A 19,832-nucleotide genomic window follows, 5' to 3' on the forward strand; every position below is an offset into this window, starting at 1 on the left:
CCTTTCAGCTCCAGTGTGCTGTGCGTTGAGGCTGTGACCTCGATCTAAGTCCCCGCTTGCGGTCGGGTGAAGGGCGCCCAGCGTCTCTGCCAGCTGCTGGTGCTTTCCCAATGGCACGCCTGCTGTTCAGCCTGGCGTCGTTGATGGATCAGCAGGGCGGTGTCTTGGCCGGTGGGATCGCGATAAGCAATGGCAGCACGAGTGTTTAGGTGTTCTTCCTCCATCAGGCTGAGTGATTGCCAACCGGGCCCATGCTTGGCCAGCGGACTGGTCGCTGCCTGTCGTTCCGCCAAAGTGCCGGAGCTCCACTCCTGGCGTTGCCCTGGTGCCGGGAGAAGCGAGCGCAGCTCCAGTCCGGCTCGGCGCAGGCTGGCTCGCACAGCGGCGGCTCTGGAATAGGTGAGCAATCGCCCTCCCTGCGCCAGTTGTGCCGCTAGTGCCGCCAGAAACTCTTCACTCCAGAGTTGCGGACAACGACCTGGAGAGAACGCATCCATCAAAATCAGATCCATCCCTAACCCCTTCGGTAGTTGCTTCAGCTGGGTTCTGGCATCACCCCAGAGCATGCGGCCACCGGCACCGCAACTGGCATCAGTCCAGTGCCCGTGATCCCGCAAAGCCTCTAAACGCTGGAGCACGTGGGCGGGCCAAAGTGTTGAGAACCCTTGGTGCTGGAGGGCCAGGGTCAGGGGTCTGGGATCGAGCTCGAGTCCCCACCACTGCAGATCGGGTGCACCCTGCAAAGGCAGTTCTGCCATCAGGGCCGCGCTGTTGTATCCCAGGCCGACACACACATCCAGCACCCGCAGGGGTGTGCCCGATCGAAATCGCCTGACCTGCGCAGGGGCCACAAATTTTGCCTTCGCTTCGGCGAGCGCTCCAGCTGAGCTGTGGAAGGCTTCGTCAAAGCAGCTGCTGTGAAGGCTGAGGCTTCCATCACTTGTGCAGAGGCTGGTGAGCGCTCCTAACGGATGCTGCCTTCCCCCAGGGTCAGCGACGTAACCGCTCAAGTTCATCCCAAAAGGTGGGGTAGCTGACGGCAGCTGCTTCACTGCGGGCCAAACTTGAATCGCCCTCGGCCATCATCGCGGCGATGGCCAGACTCATCGCCACGCGGTGGTCGGTCTCGCTGTCCAGCTCTGCTCCATGCAGGCTCTTGCCGCCCCGGATGGTCAGACCGTCGTCGTGCTCTTCAATGTCGGCACCCATCAGTTTGAGCTGACGCGCCATCACCGCCAGCCGGTCCGTTTCTTTCACCCGCAGTTCCGCGGCGCCGCTGATTCGACTCTCGCCATCGCAGAAACAGGCTGCAACGCTGAGAATTGGCACTTCATCCACCAGGCGGGGCATGATCTCTTCCCCGAAGCTGAACGGCTTCAGCGGACCATGGCTCACCCTGAGATCGCCCACCGGTTCGCCAGCAACATCGCGGCGGTTGAGCACATCGATGCAGGCTCCCATCTGCGCCAGTACTTCAAGGATGCCGGTTCGGGTTGGATTCAGTCCCACATTTTCAACCGTGAGGTCAGCGCCGGGTACGAGCGCTCCTGCCACCAGCCAGAACGCCGCCGAGCTGATGTCTCCGGGGACGACCACCTGCTGACCGCTGAGGGACGCACCGGGTCTGACGCTGATGTGGCGACCCATTTCGCCACCCACCTCGAGGTTGGCGCCGAAGGCCTTCAACATCCTTTCGCTGTGGTCACGGGAGTGGGCTGGCTCGATCACGGTGGTTGGCCCATCGGCTGTCAACGCTGCCAACAGCAAGGCTGACTTCACCTGGGCACTGGCAACAGGTGTGCCCACAACGGCGCCGCGAAGTTTGCGGCCCTGCACCGCCAGAGGTGCCAGGTTGCCACCATCGCGGCCTCGCACCTCTGCTCCCATCAGCGCCAGCGGTTGGCCAACCCGCTGCATCGGGCGTCTGCGCAGGGAATCATCACCGCTGAGCACGAAATGGCGTCCGTCACGCCCCGCCAGCAGCCCCAGCATCAGTCGCATCGTGGTACCGGAGTTGCCACAGTCGAGCACCGAATCAGGCTCTTGCAGGCCATCAAGGCCCACGCCTTGAACGGTGATCACTTGTCCGTTTGCGATCGGGGTGATCTCTGCTCCCATAGCGCGCAGACAGGCTGCTGTGCTGATCGGATCCTCCGCCGGCAACAGACCCTCGATGGTGGTGGTGCCCTCGGCGATGGCGCCGAACAGCAGGGCTCGGTGGGAGATCGATTTATCACCAGGCACGCGTACCTGTCCGCTCAGACCGCCTCCCGCTTTCAGTTCCCGCGGAGCGCCACTCGTTCCGGACACGTTCAATCAGTCGCCTTTGAATGCCGTCGATCCTATGGGTCAGGTCTGCAGCTCAGCGCTCAAACCTGGTGCTCACAATGTTCATCGTCACGAGCACCACTCCCACCCCGGTGAACACGATGCCGCGCAGTGTCATGTCGGCTCGACGCATATCCCATCCCACCAAGCGCACCAGGCAAAGACCCAACATCACAAGCGCCGTCAGCCTTAAGGGCCGATCTCGGAACAGCAGACTGAGTCCATACAGGATCAACGCTTCGACAGACCAGAGCAAGGTGAGCCAGTTCAGGCTCGTTTGCATCTGAGCCAGCATCACCACCAGCGCGATGCTGAGTGGAGCGGCGATCAGTCTCTGGGGATGCTTGGCGGCGAGCCCGCCCAGTGCGTCGATCCAGCCGAAGCACCAGGGGGTGACCTCCTGGCTGGTGGTGTCCCCTTGGCTGGAGGTCCAACCTGTTGTTGAGACGCTGGCCGCGGCGAGCACCATCAGGCAGGGGCCGCCGACTGTCATCACTGAGAGTGCAGGTTGCAGTCCCGCCAGGGGGATCAGCGCGGCAAGGAAGAGAACAACCCCGTGCGCTTTCTGGCGGGGCCAGTGTTGTGAAGGGGGGCAGCGCCAGGCGGCGAGGGCCAGCAATGCCAGTACACACACCTGGGCAACAGCGTCCAGGCGGATGCTGACCAGCACAACGGTGCCCAGTACGGCCAAATCGCCAGCGCTCTGCCGGAGACTTCTCCACAGTCGCCACCCATCCAGGCCGATGCGGTGTCCGCTTTGGCGGATGAGGATCAGTGCACCAATGAAGCTGCTGTCAATCGCGACCGGTAGCCACGGATTGAACGGCTGCCCTGCCAAGCGGGACAAGACGAAGCAGATCAGAGCGGCCCAGCTCAGACTTAGAAACACTCCGACTTCACCGCGAAAGCCGCGGCTGGCCAGAGTCTTTGCTGCAGCGAGACAGCTCACAGCCAGCAGCAGCCACCACAGTGAGGCAAGACCGATGGCAGGCCATGCCAGTGCTTCGCGCATCACCACCACTGTGAGCACCAGGCTGAGGCCGCTGAGCACCAGTCCGATGCTGCGCGTGGCAATCAGCCTGTCTTGCAGGCGCTGCCCTCCCATGGCCATCCCACTGCTCAAGATCAGTAGAGGCAGTGCGGTCGTTCCCAGAGCAGTCGTCGTCCAGGGATCGGAGAGGAGCCCATCGGCTGAGTAGATCCAGCCCAGCACGGCCACGCTCACCACGCTCACGCGCAGGGCGCGAAGTGGTTGTGGCTGTCCGGAAAGGCGGAGTGACGCCAGCAGAAATGCTGTCAGCACCCAGATGCCAACCTCGGTCGGTAGCAGAAGAGGGATGGCCACCGCTGGAATGACGACGGCCACAACCGCCACAGTTCGCTTCAACCAGAGCGACGTGTTGCATTGACTGAGCCGGTACACCAGCCTCTGTTGCCAGAGACCAAGTAGCAGGATCAGAGGAAGATCTGCAACGGTCGCAAGATCAGCTTCCAGAGGCAGCAGTAACGCCAGTGCGCTGCTGAGCAGCAGCAGGCCACAGCCTCCGTTTCGGATCAAGATCCGATCCTTCCGTCGACAGGCATCCCAGACAAAGCCAGTGCAGACGATGGTGATCAGGCAGATCAGGAACAGATCGGTGTTGAGCGGAGCCAAGATCTGACCAAGACCTGCGATCGCAAGCACCAGTGCAGCGCACCAGTTCAGGCGCATGAGATCCACCTCCTCCCTCCTGCCGCAGAGCACGACCAAGCCCATGGCTCCGAAGGCGCTGAGCAGCATGCCTACACCGGGCCAAAGGCCAGGAATCGGTGCTTGGCCGAGGAGGAGCGCCAGTCCCAGCCAGGTGATCAGCACACTGGCAGCTCGCCAAGCTGGAGAACGCTTGAGGTGGTCGGGGGGGGCAAGATGCAACAGAGGCAGTTCGAAACCCGCCAGTAACAGGGCGATCGCACCAGCCAGGGAGGGAGTGACCTGGCGCTGTAGCCATAGTTCGCCGGCGATGAAGCTCACGGCGATCAACACACGGGTTGGACCATGACGCCCTGCCCGACTCCAGTTGCCGAATGCACTAATCACACCCACCAGACCCATGGTTGTGATGGAGGGTGCGGCCACGATGCTCGGCACCATGGCGATGACCACATGAGACGCTGCCATCCAGGGCGAGGCAGTGATGGCCGCCAGCAGCAGATTGGCGCCGATCGCCGCACCCATCAGGCCGATCGCCACCAGGATTGATTCGTTCCAGGCCAGACCCAGTGCTGGCCAGCTGCTTGAGGCTGCTGCTGCAAACAGCTGCAGGCCACCGGCACCGCTGCGCAGCCATACGGCGAGCGGGTGGAAGCGTTGCCCACGTTGGATGACAAACGAGGGTGCTGCCATCACCACGCAGACCAGTTCCAGCAGCAGAAAGCGTTGGAACGGTTGCAGCATTAACAGGCTGCTGATGCCTACGAACGAGACACCGGAAACGATGGCCAGCACGCCGATCAACCCTGTCCAATTCTTGAGCAGATTTCTCTCAAGGCGTTGCCAGCGCTTGCGGCTCTCGTCGCCTTGATTGGCAGTTGTTGTTCTTCGTGATGGTGTGGTTGCAGATGGGCTTGGCTTAGCTGGTGCCCGCGACGCCGGAGCCGTCACAGGCTTGGCTGGTTGACTGGACTGGGTCAGGGCATTGGCGCGTGCTGCTGGCGGCTTGTCTGCCTGCTTCAACGGTGTCTCTAAGGCCTCAAGACGCCTCTGGAGAGTGGTCAGACGTCTGGATTGATGCCAAATCAGGCCGCTGAGGATGAGGAGCAGAACGCTGAAAAACACCTCCTTTGCACCGAGAAGGCCGACTAGAGCAACAACAAGACCGATCGCTTCCATGGCCTGTCCCTGGTGCAATGCAGATGGGAATTCTCATTTTCTAGCCGTTTCTTCTTTTTGGCTCGTTCTTGATAAGTTTTGCAGTTGTTTGGTGAGATCTCTTGATCACTTTTAGGCCAGTGTTGGCGATTAACTCGCTGTCATTGTTGTTGACTGCACACCCACTGCACTCCATTTAGCTCCCTCTCATATTGGACACTACTCAAGTCAAAGTCATATTATTTTTTAAGGGCTTCAGTGGACCATAAATGTGGGCCTTGAAGCCATCGCACGTGGCTTGTCAATCGGCAGAACTGTTGGTTTTGAATCGGGAAAGCGACCGATTCCGCTAGTCATCGCTGGTGAATCTCTATGCATCAAAAAAGCGCATTTTGCAGAGAGTTGATGATTCATCAGATGATCACAATTCGACTACCAAGTTCCTTGATCAAATCCAGCGCTATCTGACTGGTATTGTATTGGGATGATCCGATTTCTCTGTGCTGGATAGATAGAGATGCTTCAAAGCGTAGAGATGGAGCAGCCAGATCACCACATTGCTTGACAAGAGGTCACTGGTTGCTCCCGGCATATCGTATGCTTTTGATGATGTAAGAAATGACTCGCTCGCTTGTGCTTGTTATGCCAAGAGAACGTAGCCGTGATTGAGTGCTTGTCGATGAAGAATGCAAGAATCGGATTCGATAAAAGGGCTTGTATGGACTTTAAGGATTGCCCAAAAATAAAACGAATAGAGCAGATCACGCGACTGACGGACTGGTGTATTCACCGAGTTAGCAATCTCAGCCTAGACGAAAATAATCAAGGTGCTCAAGCGCTTACAGATGAATTCTATGAGTTATTGACCGAGCAGCATCAAGCCTCTCAGGTGCTTTGGATGAAAATCGAAAAGCTCTAGATGTGTATCATCGGTCACACCATTCATGATCAAATGATTCTTCGTCATTGATTTGAATCTGCTGAAATACATGTAGCAAACTAGGGCTTTTGATACGATCGCTTACTGTTAAAAGAGCTCAAATGCTAAGGCTCCAGGAAGTTGAGCCTGCTGTTGCCGATAAGGGCTATTTCCTCTTGATCAACAAAGGGATTGTTCGTTTAGCTCTTCACAATAAATTTTCAGATGAGTCGAGTACTGTTGGCTTTTATGCAGAAAATAAGTTAAGCATATCACCACTCTTTTATGAGGAATTTGACGTCAGGGTTGAGGCCTTAACGTATTGCGAGCTTGCTTTATGTGTTTCTGATCAGGAGCGTGATCTTGGCCCGAATTGCAATTGCCACCTTAATTCATTTGGCAATTGGCCTTTGATCATGAATATGATAGTGACATCTAAATCGACTTCTTTAAGGATTGAGCGTTTGATTTGTACTCTTACATCACGATTTGGCTTTAGGAGGAAAGAGGAATATTTTTTACCATTTTTGTTAAGTCACGAAAAAATCTCAAATTTGTTGGGGTGCACGCGATCTACCGTAACTCGCTACATGCTTGCATTGAGAGAGCATCGTTGTTTGGATGTATCTGCGAATGGTGAAGGCCTGATTGTGTCTGAAGAGCTGATGAATCGGCATAGCCGGTTCTGTAGTCAATTGATTGATTAATTAGTTACTCACGACCACATTTGCATTTATTGCCTTTCCATTTGGAACATTTGGATCGTTTGCAGCCCTTTTTCTTCTGGCTTGACGGTTGAAGGTTGGTTCTTTTTGCCCCCTGGCCTGCCGATGTTGGGTCTGTCTGCGCGATACCAAGCCCATCAGAAATCGGCACGAGTCGCTTCGCTTTGCTATTGACTCTCATTATAGATGGTCGATATCGCACAAGAGTGCGCTTTGTTACTTGACGCCTCACTTATTGGCCATCATTATTGATGTGGTATCAAATGATTCGCGCGAAAGTTGCTTATGACAGACATTGCCTTCCCATCCACCACTGGTCAGCAATTGATCACGGGTCCAAATGGACGGTATGCTGCTGAGCCAATGAGTGAGAGCCTTGTTTCTGCTCTACAGCAGCATCTGAATCTTGAGCTCCAAGCGTCAATGGCTTATTTCGCCATGTCCATTTGGTGTGCTGAACATGAGCTTTCAGGCTTTTACAAGTTTTTTGCTGAAGAGTCAGTTGATGAGAAGTTGCATGCAGTGCAATTCTCTGAATATTTGATTGCGAGAGGCCAGTCTACTGCCCTTGATTCCCTGGACAGACCAAGGCAGGCCTGGGACTCTCTGGAGGAATTAGTGAATAATGCATTTAAAATTGAGTCGGATACCACAAGTTCGATTCAACATGTGTACGAAATTGCAGAAAGGGAAAGCGATACACGAACAACTGTGTTCCTCGATCCCCTAGTTGAAAAGCAAACTCAGTCTGAAGACCAATATGCCTATATCTCCGGACGTGTTCGTTTTGCCAAGAATGACCCGACTGGGCTGTTGATTATCGACGGAGAGATTCGCGCTGGTCAAACTCAGAGAACAGCCTAAGGCTGCTTCGTTTTTGCTTTTCGTTTTCAAACAGTTTTTCTAGGTTGATTTTACTGCTGTCCTCAACAAGACAGTTGCCAAGGATTTCTTGGTTAATTTTAAGCAGCTCGTTGGCCAACCTAGATCTTAGTTTGTTGTTGTGGCACAAACTATGCCTTGTTGCAAGCTTTTCCTGATACCAAATCAGGTGGTTATAGTTGTTTTTGTGCATTGTCTGAATGACCAGTCTGAATGGCTATGTATTTAGTGAGAGATATCGTGCACTTTTAGAAGGAAATAGGGCTTGAATCGATCAGCTCAGGCGATAGCTTGATTTCCTGTTTGCTCGCACTGGTCACGATCATGTCGCCATTGCGTAATTTCGACATCAGCCGAGTCGATGTCACTCTTGTTGAGCCGATTAATTCACCGATTCGTTCATGGGTTAAACGGAAAGGCAGATTGCACCATTCGCCATAGCGTTTGCCCAATCTGCTCACAAGCAAGCTCAACAAGGCATGCAGGCGATGCTCGGCTTGGCCGAGATGCCTGATCCGCAAGAGTTGAAGGGTCCATTCATTCACTGAGTCGTAACCCGTGTTGGATGGAACGTTTGACTTGGTTTCAAAGCGCAGGTCCGTTAGCGCTTCGACGCAGACTCCTTCGCTGCAGAGGCAGTCTGTTCTGAGTTGGTCCCCTGTTTGCAGGAAGGCCAGGGTCATGCCCTCGGTTTCCTCGCATGGGCAATACACCCGTGCGATCCCTTCCAACACATTCAGTTTCATGCAATCTGAATGGTCATCGCTATTGATCAGGACCGTTTGGCCTGAGGGAATCCTGATCGATGAACTGGGGTCATCGGGTAAAAATCGGAAGCTCACGTCGAGAAACCGTTAAAGCTATTGAGAATCCATTGCAATATACACGAAGTGGGCCGCTCTCGCGAGCGATTCTCAATATCAATGTCTTGTTGCGGCGGCCTTTGTGCTCAATTGGCGGCCTTGCTGCGTTTTTTGCGACATGCTGGCCTGTCAAAGCCCTCTACGACTAGGGACTTTGCTGAGAGACTGGCTGTCTGGGGCTTTGTGTGGGTTGTCTCACAAGCATCAGGCCTACCAGGACCTGCACTCCCAGGAGCACCAAGCAGGCTTTGATCAATCGGTGCATAGGAGCTGTGGTGCGTCCAGCTCCATCGAAACGTTGCCCAATCCGGGCTTCGTATCAAATGCGCCTCTGGAGGCGGTCAATTGAAACGAGGTGTTGTTAAGCCTTGAAACCCACCCTGTTGTTTTTGTTCTAACCAGGGTTCAACTCAATGATTATCTTCTGCGCAGCGCTTAATGCGCTTTTGTGTGAGGACCTTCATGAAACTCTTCCAGCAATTGCTGGTTGCTCCTGCTGCCTTGGGCCTTTTGGCTCCTTTGGCTGCAAACGCCAGCGACCTGAACATCAACGGTGTGTCTGACTACGTCGCTTCCGGCGAGCAGGTCACCAGCATCACCCAGTTTTCGGATGTGTATCCGACTGACTGGGCCTACCAGGCTCTGTCGAACCTGATCGAGCGCTACGGCTGCGTCGCCGGCTACCCGAACGGCACCTACCGCGGCAACCGTGCGATGACCCGCTTTGAAGCGGCCGCACTACTGAATGCTTGCCTCGACCGGATCACTGAAGTGACCGACGAACTGAAGCGCCTGATGAAGGAGTTCGAGCGTGAACTCGCCATCCTCAAGGGCCGCGTTGACGGTCTGGAAGCCCGCGTGGGCGAACTGGAAGCCACTCAGTTCTCCACCACCACCAAGTTGACTGGTAAGGCTGAACTGACCATGGGCGCCACCGCTTACGGTGGTGATGAGACTGACTATCTCTACTCCAATGTTTACGACGATGATGACAATGTCATCTACAAGAACGGCAAGCCTGCCAAGGGTGACTACCTCGGCACCAATGCTTTCAGCTTCTCTTACCGCACAACCCTGAACCTGAATACCAGCTTCACGGGTAAGGATCTGCTCTACACCCGCCTCAGAACGGGTAATTTTGGTGAGAACGCTTTTTCTGGTAAGGGCTACACCAAGAAGCAAACCCAGATTGAAGCATCCAAGAGCAGCGACAACTACCTGAAAGTCGACAAACTCTGGTACGAGTTCCCGATCGGTAGTGATTTCAGGGCTTACGTTGGTCCCCTGATCGAAAACTACTACATGCTTGCCGCTACCCCTAGCGTCTACAGGCATGTGCTCAAGCAGTTCAAACTGGGGGGCTATTACGGCGCTTATGGTGCAAGCACTTCACCCGGTGCTGGTATTAACTGGATCAGCAATCGGAACTCCAACTTCAGTGATCCCAAGCTGAAGATCAGTGCCAACTATGTCGCCAAAAACGGCATGAAGGGCAATGCTCGTGATGGTGGCGGCATCATGACCGACACCAGCAAAGGTAAGTTCCTCAGCCAGATTGCCTATGGCAATGCGCAATGGCAGATCTCTGCCGCTTATGCCTATTCTCAGGCAGGCATGACTGTGGGTGGTGCTGGCACACCTCTGGGCGCCTCGTCTAAGGGCTTCGACGATGCCAATCAGTTCAACCTGAATGCCTTTTGGCAGCCCTCTGAAAGTGGTTGGATCCCCAGCATCAGTGCTGGTTGGAGCATCACTGGCTTCAACAACCCAGATTTAGTCTGCAACAGCGACTACTCAAAAGACGCTAGGGGTTGTATCTACACCAAAGCAGAGTATGACGCTTTGGCTAAGGCTGACAGAAAGGACACCCGCCGTACCCAATCGCAGGGTTGGCTCGTGGGCCTGAACTGGAAGGATGCCTTCATGCAGGGCAACCGTCTTGGCTTCGCCGTTGGCGAGCCTCAGTGGAAAACTGCTCAGGAAGACGGTACTCCTGATGATGGCAATATGGCCTTTGAACTCTATTACGACTTCAAGGTCACGGATAACATTTCCATCACACCTGCCATCTTCTACCTCAGTCGTCCCTTCGGCGAAAAGACTGGTTCAGGTCCCGAATATGGTGGAACCGGTGCAGACACCTTCAGCACCTTTGGTGGTCTTGTTCAAACCACCTTCAAGTTCTGATCTTTGGATCTGATTCAAGAGGGGGGAGAGGCATTGCCTCTCCTTTTTTTTGTGTTTACTCGTTGTCATTAAAAAAGGGGACGTTGCCGCCCCCTCTTCTCGCTCAAAAATGTTGTCTTACCAGCAGTTTTCTCCTTCCCCGATCGGGATGCAAACTCCTTCATCCTCTGCTGCAGCTTCAGTTTTCTTGAGCTTTGCATCTTTCGTTGCTTCCGCATCGAGATCTTGATCAGTGGTCCATTCCTGATAACCACCTTCGAGTTCGCTGCTGAGTAAATCGGCGTTAGCGGGGGCGCCAGTCGCCATCAGAGCAGATGCTGCAATTAAAAGGCCAAGCGCAGTCTTGTTTGGCATTAGAACCAAAGTTTCAAATTCAATTCTAATCGATCTTCTCTCTGGTGCCGAGTTATCAATGTTGCTTTTAACTCACCCTCCAAGGGTTCGGAGAATGTTGGCATGTGCCAAGAAAATTCTGTCTAGTGCGTCTGATCGTCCTCTCTCGGCAAGTAGATAGCGTGCTCCTGATTCTAGATTAAATAGATTCATTCGCATTTCATGGCTTGCCATGTAGCTTTCGATCCAACCAACGCAGGCGTAGCGTGTTCCCGCGCTCACTTGTCTAACACTGTGCAAGTAGCAACTTGGGTAAATGAAGACGTGACCTTCCTTTAACTTGTATGTATTCGTTTCGGTTGTGTCGAGGATCTCGAGTTCTCCCCCCTCGTACGCTTGCTCGTTGCTTAGGCTCACTGTATAGGAAATATCTGCCCTGCCAGTTGTCATAAAGGCATTGTCCACATGCTGTCCGTAGCCACCATCTTTGGTTGTTTTACTGATCAGTGTGTGATGCAATTTCTTCGGCAAGCAAAAGCTTTTGATCGCCATCTGTTTTTTCAGCCTGTTGTGGACCTCGGCAATGATCGAGGTGGCAAGAGGATCTGATGGCGGCAGTTGTCGATTTTTCTTGATGGTCTTGGCGTGACTTCCCGCGGTTTGCTTGCCATCGACCCATTGGCCATCCTCAAGATGTTCAAGCTTTTGGCGAATGCCTTCGCATTCCTTGGCAGTGAAGATCTCGATTTGTAGACTGTCCACTTATGGTTCGTGCTTTTTGTACGCTTGCAATGTGCTTAATGATTCGTTTTTTGCTCGGATCGTGGCTTTGATGGTAACATCCTCCCCCGATTTTTCGATGAATCGCTGCCTGACGGGTTTTTTCGCATTGCTGATGCCGGCCGCGCTCGCAATCCCCTCCGCATCCGCTGAAGAAGTGCGTGTTTATTCCGGTCGCCACTACAACACTGATCGCCAGGTCTTCAAGGCTTTTTCTGATCAGACGGGAATTAAGGTTCGTCTGTTGGAGAGCAAGGGAGCCTCTCTTGTCGAGCGTTTACGCCGAGAGGGGTCTAACTCCAAAGCGGATGTGATCCTTCTTGTTGATGCAGCTCGGATTAATAACGCCGCCAAAGCTGGTTTGTTCGCTCCAATTAATTCTGCTGCGTTGAGGCGTGACGTTCCTGCTCGTTATCGCGACCCCAGTGGGCGTTGGTTTGGCGTCTCAAGACGACTGCGCGTGATGGTGGTTAACTCCAAGATCGTGCCAATGTCCAAGTTGAAGACTTATGCAGATTTGTCAAAACCTTTTCTGAAGAACAAGGTTTGTTTGCGTAATCGACAGAATGTATATAACCAGTCTCTCGTTGCTGATCAGATTGCCCTGCGTGGTGTCAATGCAACGAAGGCCTGGCTGAAAGGCATGATTTCTAATGTTTCCCAGCCCTATTTCCCTGGTGATATCTCCTTGGTCCGTGCTGTTGCTCAAGGGCAGTGTGGAATAGGCATCGTCAATCACTATTACGTCTCCCGCATGTTGGCTGGCGTTAATGGAAAGAAGGACCAGGGATTGGCGAACAGCGTTAAAGTATTCATCCCCGATCCGGCCCACGTTAATGTTAGCGCGGCTGCGGTTGCTAAGTACTCGAAAAACAAGAAAAATGCAATCCGATTGGTCGAGTTTTTGGCCTCTCCAAAAGGGAGCGCCTTGTTAGCTCTGCCAACGTATGAGCATCCAGTGTCTGTCAATAATACCTCTGGCTATGTCACCCGTTTCGGTGCTTTCACGCCTGATTCGGTCACCATCTCCCAATTGAGTAAGTATCAGCCAATGGCGATCCGTTTAATGGCAGAAGCAGGCTGGAAATAATTCTCAGCCCCTAGGCGCTGATGTTGGCCTTTTCGATCAAGGTTTCCATCACATAGCCAAACAGTTCTGGGTCTGGATCTTGGCCGTTAAGGTCGCTCAGGCCCAGTTCTTCTAGCCTCTCACTCACACGGTTCTCAAGATCTTGGGGCCTGTGCAGAGGCTCTCCCCATTCATGATTTTTTTCGGGCCCAATCTTGGTGGTCGCGTCGATCGCCATACGTCCACCTAGGCCGAGCTTCTCGCTAGCGAAATCAAGGCTGTCAAACGGTGTGTTTTCCAGCACGAAGAGATCACGCTGCGGATCCACCTGTCCTGCGATGGCCCAAACCACTTGGCGTGGATCTCGAACATTGATCTGGCGATCGACTACCACCACAAACTTGGTGTAGGTGAATTGGGGCAGTGCACTCCAGAAAGCCATGGCAGCTCTTTTGGCCTGTCCGGGATAGGCCTTGTCGATGGAGATCACTGCCAGCTTGTAGCTCAGAGCCTCCATCGGCAGGAAGAAGTCTTTGATTTCGGGTATCTGTTGGCGCAAGATCGGTGTGTAAATCCGATTCAGGGCGATGGCCAGCATCGCTTCCTCCTTCGGCGGTCGGCCGCTGAAGGTGGTGAGCATGATCGGATTCCTTCGCTGCGTGATGCAGTGGAAGCGCACCAACGGTGAATCTTCGACATTGCCGTAGAAGCCCATGTGGTCACCGAACGGTCCATCTGGCATCACCTCCCCAGGGGTGATGGTTCCCTCCAGCACAATTTCGCTGTGGCTGGGCACCGACAGATCAAGGGTTTTGCAGCGTGACAAGAGCACGCCTTCACCGGCATAAAGGCCTGCAAACAGCCATTCGCTCAATTGCACCGGAATCGGTGTGGCTGCAGCCATCACCAAGAGTGGATGCACGCCGATCGCCACCGCGACTTCCAGCTTTTTGCCCATCGCCGCGGCTTTGCGCAGGTGACGCGCCCCACCTCGCACGCTTAGCCAGTGCACCGTCATCGTTGTGGAGGACTGCTTTTGCAGCCGGTACACCCCCACATTGGGCACCCCGGTTTCTGGATCTTTGGTGATCACCAGTCCAAGGGTGACGACACCACCAGCGTCGCCAGGCCACGGACGAATCAGGGGTAATGCATCGAGATTGACCTCGTCTCCTTTCCAGACCTGTTGGCGGCAGGGAGGGGTGAGATCGCGATCCGGTACGGCCTTAATCAGATCCCAGAACACCTTGGCGAAGGCTTTTGTCTCTTCAATCCCCTTTGGAGGTTTGGGTTGCTGTAACAGGGCGAGACGGCTTCCTAGCTCCTCCAGCTGTTCGGCCCGCTCCAGACCCATGCTCCACACCACCCGCTCCACCGTGCCCAACAGGTTGACGGCGACCGGCATCGAGGAGCCGATCACGTTTTCAAACAGCAGAGCCGGTCCGCCCATCCCCAGCACGCGATCAGCGATGGCGGCGAGCTCGAGATCGGGATCCACCGGAGCGCTCACTCGGCGAAGCTGACCTTTGGCTTCCAGCAGCTTCAGGAAGCCGCGCAGATCACGGGTCGCCGGACCGGAGCGAAACAAGGCCATAGAGCGAATCGTTGCTGGACTGGCGGTCTGGTTACTGTGACGCACGCCGACCCTCCAACGTGGCCATGAAGCTCAGCTATTTCCATGTCGCTGCGGACGTGCCGGACTGCGACCCCTCGGTGCAAGCCGCCGACAAGGCTGATGCTGCGGTGGTGATTGATGTGCTCCGGGCTACCACCACGATCGCCTGGGCTCTCCACAACGGTGCTGAGGCTGTTCAGACCTTTAGTGATCTCGATGAACTTCGGTCTACGGCCCAGCGCTGGCCTGAGCAGCACCGGCTGCTTGTCGGTGAACGGGGAGGCAAGACCTTGGAAGGCTTCGATCTTGGCAATTCACCTGTTGCGGTGACTCCCGATGTTGTGCAAGGCAAGCGGCTGTTCATGAGTACCACCAACGGAACTCGCTCGCTCCAGAAGGTGCGTGATCTGGCCAGGGTGTTTACGGCAGCCCTGCCCAATCGTCGTGCTGTTGCAGAGCGTTTGCAGCAGGAGACTCTCGATCAGGTTTGGATCGTGGGTAGTGGCTGGGAGGGCGCCTATTCGCTTGAGGATTCCCTTGCTGCTGGCGCGCTTGCATCGGCCTTGATCGCGCAAGGCGCCGTCGCCGCAAACGATGAGATGCAGGCTGCCATTGTGCTTTGGGAGCGCTGGCAGGCACAGCCTGAAACCTGTCTGCGCCAGGCCACCCATGGGCAGCGGTTGATTCGCATCGGCAATCATGACGCCGACTTTCGCTGTTGTTCCGGTTTGGATCAGCTGAGTGTGGTGCCCACCCAGGTGGAGCGCGGGGTGTTGCGAGCCATCGATCTTGCTGATTCAGCCACTTGATCCCCCTAAAGTTTGTTCTTTTAAAGCCCTCCCGTGAGTGACTTTCTGGCAGCCGCCGTGCAACTCACAAGCACTTCGGATCCGGAGAGCAATTTCACCGCTGCCGAGGAGCAGATTGAACTGGCTGCCCGCCGTGGCGCCGAATTGGTTGGTCTTCCTGAGAACTTCGCCTTTATGGGCGATGACGCCGCTCGGCTTGATCTGGCTCCGGCCTTAGCCGAACAAAGCAGCCGCTTCCTGGTCACCATGGCCAGGCGCTATCAGGTGGTGATCCTCGGAGGAGGCTTTCCCGTTCCCACTGGCGATGGAAGCCACACTCTCAACCGGGCGGAGCTCGTCGGACGTGACGGCCAGCTTTTGGCCCGCTACGACAAGATTCACCTTTTTGATGTTGATCTTCCCGATGGCATCACCTATCGGGAGTCGACCACGGTCACCCCTGGACGGGAGCTCCCTCCTGTGGTGGATGTACCGGGTTTGTGCAAGGTGGGGGTGTCCATTTGCTACGACGTGCGCTTCCCTGAGCTCTATCGCCATCTGATTGGTGCAGGAGCTGAGGTGTTGATGATCCCCGCTGCATTCACGGCCTATACCGGCAAGGATCATTGGCAAGTTTTGCTCCAGGCCAGGGCGATCGAGAACACTGCCTTTGTGGTGGCACCCGCCCAGACAGGCATTCATTACGGCCGTCGCCAGACCCACGGCCATGCCATGGTGATCGACCCCTGGGGCACTGTTCTCGCCGATGCCGGTGGCGTGCCTGGAGCGGCGATCGCGCCTGTGGATACTGGCCATCTGCAGCACATCCGCGGCCAGATGCCAAGCCTTCAGCATCGCCAGCCCGCCCTGTTCTGAACCCCCATGGTTTCGGCGCAGTCTCGACGTCTTGCTCTGCTGGCTGCCGTGTGCCTGCAGCTCGGTGCATTGCTCTCAGCCCTGCCGGCTCGAGCGGCCAGCGCCCTGGCGGCTTGGGCGCTGACCAGTGAAGGCGTCCTTCAGCTGCGCACCGCTACCGGAGCACGATTAGAGGCTTTCTTTGAAGCGGGAGATCGCCAACGCGGCCCGCGCGTTTGGATTGATTTTCCAGGGGAGCTGAGTCGGCCCAGAAAGCTACGCGGTAGTGGACCGGTTCGGCAGATCCGCTTGGGCAAGCCCAATCCAGGCGCGACGCGTCTGGTGCTCGAATTTCAACCTGGCACCGAGCTCGATCCCGGACGCCTCAAGCTTGTCGGCACGGCGAAGGATCGTTGGACCATGACCTTTGAGGGGCTGGCCACGCGTGGTTTGCGTCCGATTGGCGAGGGAGATCTCACCCGTAGCAGTGGGCAGTGGAGTCCTGGCATCAGGATTCAACCCACGAAAACCCCCGTGGATCCTTCTGGTCTGCCGGATGTGCCCCGCGGTCGTTATCGCGTCGTGATCGATCCAGGTCATGGGGGGCCCGATCCTGGTGCCGTTGGTATCAGGGGGCTGAGAGAGACCGATGTGGTGCTGGATGTGTCGCTGCAGGTCGCCCAGTTGCTTGAGGCCAAGGGTGTGCAAGTGGTGATGACACGAACAGCCGAAGTCGATGTTGACCTCCCGCCCAGGGTTGCCCTGGCCAACCGCGTTGGCGCTACAGCGTTTGTCAGTATTCACGCCAATGCCATCAGCATGTCCCGCCCTGAGGTGAACGGGATTGAAACCTTCTATTTCTCTGATCCCCGTTCGGCACGGCTGGCTGCACACGTGCAACAGCAGGTGCTGAATGTGTCTCCTGGCAGTCCCAACCGTGGCGTGCGTCGTGGTCGCTTTTTTGTGATCCGTCGCACCACCATGCCTTCAATCCTCGTTGAAACAGGTTTTGTGACCGGACGCTTGGATTCTCCCCGGCTTGCCAATCAGGGGCACCGTCGCCGTCTGTCCCTGGCGATTGCCACAGGAATTCTTGAGTATCTGCGGGGGCTGCGATGAGCGTTTGTCTTGGCCTTTTTGACAGTGGTGTGGGCGGTCTGACCGTTCTGCGCAGCATCCTTCACCGCCATGGCCCTTTGCCCACCGTGTATCTCGGTGACACGGCCCGTGTGCCGTACGGCAGTCGTTCTCCCTCTGAGATTCGCTCGATCGCCGCCGAAGTGGTGGCGTGGTTGAAAGTGCAGAAGGTGTCCACGGTTGTGATGGCCTGCAACACCACCAATGCTCTCGCCCGTGATGTGGCTGAAGGACAGGCCGGGGTGCCGGTGGTGGGCCTGATCGGTGCCGCTGCTGCCATGGTTCGCGAGTCTCGGGTTGGGGTGCTGGCGACCCCCGCCACCGTTGCTTCAGGGGCATACCGCGAAAGCATCGAGGCTCTCAACCCAGGAACAATGGTGGTGCAACAGGCCTGCCCACGCTTTGTTCCCCTGATCGAGGCTGGAGATCTATCGAGTCCGGAGCTGCGCCAGTCGGCGATCAACTACCTCGCTCCGCTGCTGGAGGCTTCGGTTGAGTCTGTGATTCTCGGCTGCACCCACTACCCCTTATTGGAGCCGCTGTTGCGCAGCCTGTTGCCTCCTGATGTACGGCTGATTGATCCGGCGGAGGCTGTCGCTCGCCAACTCGATGCCCTGCTCGGGGCCCCAGCTCCGGGTCGTCCGGATTTCCCCCTATCACTGGGCCAAACGCGTCTCTGTGTGACAGCCGATCCAGACGGTTTTGCTCTTCGTGCCACCCCTTGGCTGGGGGGGCGCCCTCGGGTTGAGGCTGTCACGCTGCGATGAGCGGCCTGCGCCTTCTAGGATCGCCACACCGAGGGGATCCATGGCCACCGTCACTGAGCTTTTGCAGCCGGTCGAGCTCGATCTCGAAACTCTGCTCAGTGATCTGCGCAGCCTGATCGGGGCTGGTCACCCGATTCTGCAGGCGGCAGCAGAGCATCTCTTTAGTGCTGGTGGAAAGAAGATCCGCCCCGGGATTGTTCTGCTCATTTCCCGGGCGCTGTCGACGGAAGGGGATCTCACAGCTCGGCATCGTCGGCTGGCCGAGATCACTGAAATGATCCATACGGCCTCCCTCGTTCACGATGATGTCGTGGACGAAGCGGCGACGCGTCGTGGTGTGGCCACTGTGCACAGCCGCTTCAACCATCGTGTGGCGGTCCTCGCAGGCGACTTCTTGTTCGCACAGGCCAGCTGGCACCTCGCCAATCTCGACGATCTCGAGGTGGTGAAGCTGCTCAGCCGCGTGATCATGGACCTTGCCGACGGCGAGGTGAAGCAGGGCCTCTTCCGCTACGACACTGGCCAATCCTTCGAGACTTACCTCGAGAAGAGCTACTGCAAGACGGCCTCTCTGATTGCGAACAGTGCACGTGCCGCTGGGGTCCTCAGTGACCAGACCCCCCAGCAACTCGATCAGCTTTATCGATTCGGCCGCCAGCTCGGTCTTGCCTTTCAGGTGGTTGACGACATCCTTGATTTCACAGGCAGCGAGCAGCAGCTCGGCAAGCCCGCCGCCAGTGATTTAGCCAGCGGCCTTCTCACGGCTCCAGCTCTCTATGCCTTGGAAGAGCAACCCGTCCTGGCTGGACTGATCGAACGTGAATTCAGCGGTGAAGGTGACCTCGAACAGGCCCTCGACTTGGTGCGCGCTTCTGATGCCATTCCCCGCAGCCGTGCCCTCGCCGAAACCTTCGCCCGTGAGGCCCGTGAATCGCTGCAATGGCTTCCTGATTCACCCTCGCGCCGCGCCTTGCTGGAGCTGCCTGAGTTTGTGCTCAGTCGCCTTTACTGAGTCTTCAACGCCGTTAGGACATCGTTCAGGCTTGCGATCGTCTGCCAGGCCCCATCCTTCGGAAGGATGCCGCAATCCAGGTTGCTGCTATCTGGGTTCAGCACCCAGACATGGCACCCAGCGGCTAGAGCTGCATGCGTGCCGGCTGCAGAATCCTCGAAAGCCCAGCAGCTCGCGGCCTCGACGTCCAGCCGTTGGGCTGCCAGTAGAAAAGGATCAGGCGCCGGTTTGCCGGCCTCCAGGTTGGGATCATCCCCGAGCACCCGGGTGGTGATTTGATTGATCCAGGGATGGCCAGCGGTCTTGTAGGCGACAGACTCATGGGCACTGCTGGTCACGAGTGCCATCGGCATTTGGTGTTTGGCACACCAGCTCACAAGCTCTTCTGCACCGGCGTTTGGCTTCGCTGTCGGCAGCAGTTTTCGGGCGATGGGCTGCTGAATCGCGAGTAGTTCGTCGCTGCCAATCGACGCATCCAACCAACGCACCACCTGGTCGGCGCAGTCGCGACGGCGGCGTCCGCGCAACGCCAGCAGTTGGGCTTGCCTTAGCTGGGTGCCGAAATGGGCGGCAGCGGCTTCCCACGCTTGGCCATGCAGAGGTTCGGTGTTGAGCAAGAGCCCATCGAGATCAAACAGGCAGGCCTGGGGCAGCGTCTTCAATCCAGGCTTGTGTTGAGTGCTGTTCACGTGGGCTGTTGCAACCAGCTGCATGTGGCGCAGAA

17 protein-coding genes are annotated in these 19,832 nt (G+C 56.3%); 9 read left to right on the forward strand and 8 right to left on the reverse strand.

The genetic code is table 11. The features are described from left to right. Positions 1-44: 44 nt before the first annotated feature. From DXY10_RS07485 to DXY10_RS07495, 3 genes are read right to left on the reverse strand one after another with little or no spacing between them, the layout of a single operon-like run. Positions 45-1,010: an MnmC family methyltransferase gene (locus DXY10_RS07485; protein ID WP_244282059.1), complete on the reverse strand. Its 966-nt coding sequence runs from the start codon at positions 1,008-1,010 to the stop codon at positions 45-47. Next, on the reverse strand, positions 991-2,310 hold the full coding sequence (gene aroA / locus DXY10_RS07490) for a 3-phosphoshikimate 1-carboxyvinyltransferase (protein WP_371411136.1): 1,320 nt from the start codon (positions 2,308-2,310) through the stop codon (positions 991-993). The genes DXY10_RS07485 and aroA overlap by 20 nt, the downstream gene beginning before the upstream one ends. A 52-nt stretch (positions 2,311-2,362) precedes the next feature. Next, positions 2,363-5,197: a DUF2339 domain-containing protein gene (locus DXY10_RS07495; protein WP_115018012.1), complete on the reverse strand. Its 2,835-nt coding sequence runs from the start codon at positions 5,195-5,197 to the stop codon at positions 2,363-2,365. A gap of 1,020 nt (positions 5,198-6,217) precedes the next feature. Between DXY10_RS07495 and DXY10_RS07505 the strand changes: the two genes are divergently transcribed. Both DXY10_RS07505 and DXY10_RS07515 read left to right on the forward strand, forming a co-directional pair. After that, the gene (locus tag DXY10_RS07505; protein WP_115018017.1) at positions 6,218-6,802 is read left to right on the forward strand and encodes a helix-turn-helix domain-containing protein; all 585 of its coding nucleotides are present in this window, start codon (positions 6,218-6,220) and stop codon (positions 6,800-6,802) included. Positions 6,803-7,183: 381 nt separating this feature from the next. Further along, positions 7,184-7,684 carry a ferritin gene (locus tag DXY10_RS07515; RefSeq protein ID WP_115018023.1) on the forward strand — a complete coding sequence of 167 codons (501 nt, stop codon included), beginning with the start codon at positions 7,184-7,186 and terminating at the stop codon, positions 7,682-7,684. A gap of 266 nt (positions 7,685-7,950) precedes the next feature. Here the strand turns inward: DXY10_RS07515 and DXY10_RS07520 are convergent, their stop codons facing one another. Further along, entirely contained in the window at positions 7,951-8,544 is a 594-nt protein-coding gene (locus DXY10_RS07520; RefSeq protein ID WP_115018026.1) for a Crp/Fnr family transcriptional regulator, read from the reverse strand. 483 nt (positions 8,545-9,027) lie between these two features. Between DXY10_RS07520 and DXY10_RS07525 the strand changes: the two genes are divergently transcribed. Continuing rightward, a complete protein-coding gene (locus DXY10_RS07525; RefSeq protein WP_115018028.1) occupies positions 9,028-10,752 on the forward strand; it encodes an iron uptake porin in 1,725 nt (574 codons plus the stop codon). Positions 10,753-10,869: 117 nt separating this feature from the next. Here the strand turns inward: DXY10_RS07525 and DXY10_RS07530 are convergent, their stop codons facing one another. Further along, positions 10,870-11,058, reverse strand: a complete 189-nt coding sequence (locus DXY10_RS07530; protein ID WP_244282061.1) for a hypothetical protein — start codon at positions 11,056-11,058, stop codon at positions 10,870-10,872. Between the two features lie 120 nt (positions 11,059-11,178). Continuing rightward, positions 11,179-11,847, reverse strand: a complete 669-nt coding sequence (locus DXY10_RS07535) for a Fe2+-dependent dioxygenase (protein WP_115018034.1) — start codon at positions 11,845-11,847, stop codon at positions 11,179-11,181. A gap of 133 nt (positions 11,848-11,980) precedes the next feature. On the opposite strand from DXY10_RS07535, the gene DXY10_RS07540 reads away from it, so the two are divergent. Further along, positions 11,981-12,955, forward strand: coding sequence for an extracellular solute-binding protein (locus DXY10_RS07540; RefSeq protein WP_244282083.1), 975 nt, complete (start codon positions 11,981-11,983; stop codon positions 12,953-12,955). A 10-nt stretch (positions 12,956-12,965) separates the two neighbouring features. Here DXY10_RS07540 and DXY10_RS07545 read toward each other — a convergent pair whose 3' ends face one another. Beyond that, complete coding sequence (locus tag DXY10_RS07545; RefSeq protein ID WP_115018040.1) at positions 12,966-14,528, reverse strand: UbiD family decarboxylase; 1,563 nt, start codon at positions 14,526-14,528, stop codon at positions 12,966-12,968. A gap of 65 nt (positions 14,529-14,593) precedes the next feature. On the opposite strand from DXY10_RS07545, the gene DXY10_RS07550 reads away from it, so the two are divergent. Genes DXY10_RS07550 through sds form a run of 5 tightly spaced genes read left to right on the forward strand, consistent with a single transcriptional unit; the run spans position 14,594 to position 19,108 of the window. After that, positions 14,594-15,358 (forward strand): 2-phosphosulfolactate phosphatase family protein, encoded by a 765-nt coding sequence (locus DXY10_RS07550; RefSeq protein WP_115018042.1) that lies wholly within the window; start codon positions 14,594-14,596, stop codon positions 15,356-15,358. Positions 15,359-15,391: 33 nt separating this feature from the next. Next, on the forward strand, positions 15,392-16,213 hold the full coding sequence (locus DXY10_RS07555) for a carbon-nitrogen hydrolase family protein (RefSeq protein ID WP_115018045.1): 822 nt from the start codon (positions 15,392-15,394) through the stop codon (positions 16,211-16,213). A gap of 6 nt (positions 16,214-16,219) precedes the next feature. Then, on the forward strand, positions 16,220-17,311 hold the full coding sequence (locus DXY10_RS07560) for an N-acetylmuramoyl-L-alanine amidase (protein ID WP_115018048.1): 1,092 nt from the start codon (positions 16,220-16,222) through the stop codon (positions 17,309-17,311). Continuing rightward, entirely contained in the window at positions 17,308-18,096 is a 789-nt protein-coding gene (gene murI / locus DXY10_RS07565) for a glutamate racemase (RefSeq protein WP_115018050.1), read from the forward strand. The genes DXY10_RS07560 and murI overlap by 4 nt, the downstream gene beginning before the upstream one ends. Positions 18,097-18,136: 40 nt before the next feature. Continuing rightward, positions 18,137-19,108: a solanesyl diphosphate synthase gene (gene sds, locus DXY10_RS07570; protein WP_115018054.1), complete on the forward strand. Its 972-nt coding sequence runs from the start codon at positions 18,137-18,139 to the stop codon at positions 19,106-19,108. Here the strand turns inward: sds and DXY10_RS07575 are convergent. Next, complete coding sequence (locus tag DXY10_RS07575; RefSeq protein ID WP_115018056.1) at positions 19,102-19,821, reverse strand: HAD family phosphatase; 720 nt, start codon at positions 19,819-19,821, stop codon at positions 19,102-19,104. The two genes, sds and DXY10_RS07575, sit on opposite strands and share 7 nt — an antisense overlap. Positions 19,822-19,832: the final 11 nt, after the last annotated feature.

The sequence above is a fragment of the Synechococcus sp. UW140 genome, from assembly GCF_900474295.1.
GTDB lineage: Bacteria > Cyanobacteriota > Cyanobacteriia > PCC-6307 > Cyanobiaceae > Synechococcus_C.

What these genes read in the sequence shown, in the direction of transcription:
- DXY10_RS07495 (WP_115018012.1), bottom strand. Translation starts at nt 5,197, where the DNA reads ATGGAAGCGATCGGTCTTGTTGTTGCTCTAGTCGGCCTTCTCGGTGCA.
- DXY10_RS07505 (WP_115018017.1), top strand. Translation starts at nt 6,218, where the DNA reads ATGCTAAGGCTCCAGGAAGTTGAGCCTGCTGTTGCCGATAAGGGCTAT.
- DXY10_RS07515 (WP_115018023.1), top strand. Translation starts at nt 7,184, where the DNA reads ATGAGTGAGAGCCTTGTTTCTGCTCTACAGCAGCATCTGAATCTTGAG.
- DXY10_RS07525 (WP_115018028.1), top strand. Translation starts at nt 9,028, where the DNA reads ATGAAACTCTTCCAGCAATTGCTGGTTGCTCCTGCTGCCTTGGGCCTT.
- DXY10_RS07530 (WP_244282061.1), bottom strand. Translation starts at nt 11,058, where the DNA reads ATGGCGACTGGCGCCCCCGCTAACGCCGATTTACTCAGCAGCGAACTC.
- DXY10_RS07540 (WP_244282083.1), top strand. Translation starts at nt 11,981, where the DNA reads ATGCCGGCCGCGCTCGCAATCCCCTCCGCATCCGCTGAAGAAGTGCGT.
- DXY10_RS07545 (WP_115018040.1), bottom strand. Translation starts at nt 14,528, where the DNA reads ATGGCCTTGTTTCGCTCCGGTCCGGCGACCCGTGATCTGCGCGGCTTC.
- DXY10_RS07550 (WP_115018042.1), top strand. Translation starts at nt 14,594, where the DNA reads ATGAAGCTCAGCTATTTCCATGTCGCTGCGGACGTGCCGGACTGCGAC.
- DXY10_RS07560 (WP_115018048.1), top strand. Translation starts at nt 16,220, where the DNA reads ATGGTTTCGGCGCAGTCTCGACGTCTTGCTCTGCTGGCTGCCGTGTGC.
- murI (WP_115018050.1), top strand. Translation starts at nt 17,308, where the DNA reads ATGAGCGTTTGTCTTGGCCTTTTTGACAGTGGTGTGGGCGGTCTGACC.
- sds (WP_115018054.1), top strand. Translation starts at nt 18,137, where the DNA reads ATGGCCACCGTCACTGAGCTTTTGCAGCCGGTCGAGCTCGATCTCGAA.
- DXY10_RS07575 (WP_115018056.1), bottom strand. Translation starts at nt 19,821, where the DNA reads ATGCAGCTGGTTGCAACAGCCCACGTGAACAGCACTCAACACAAGCCT.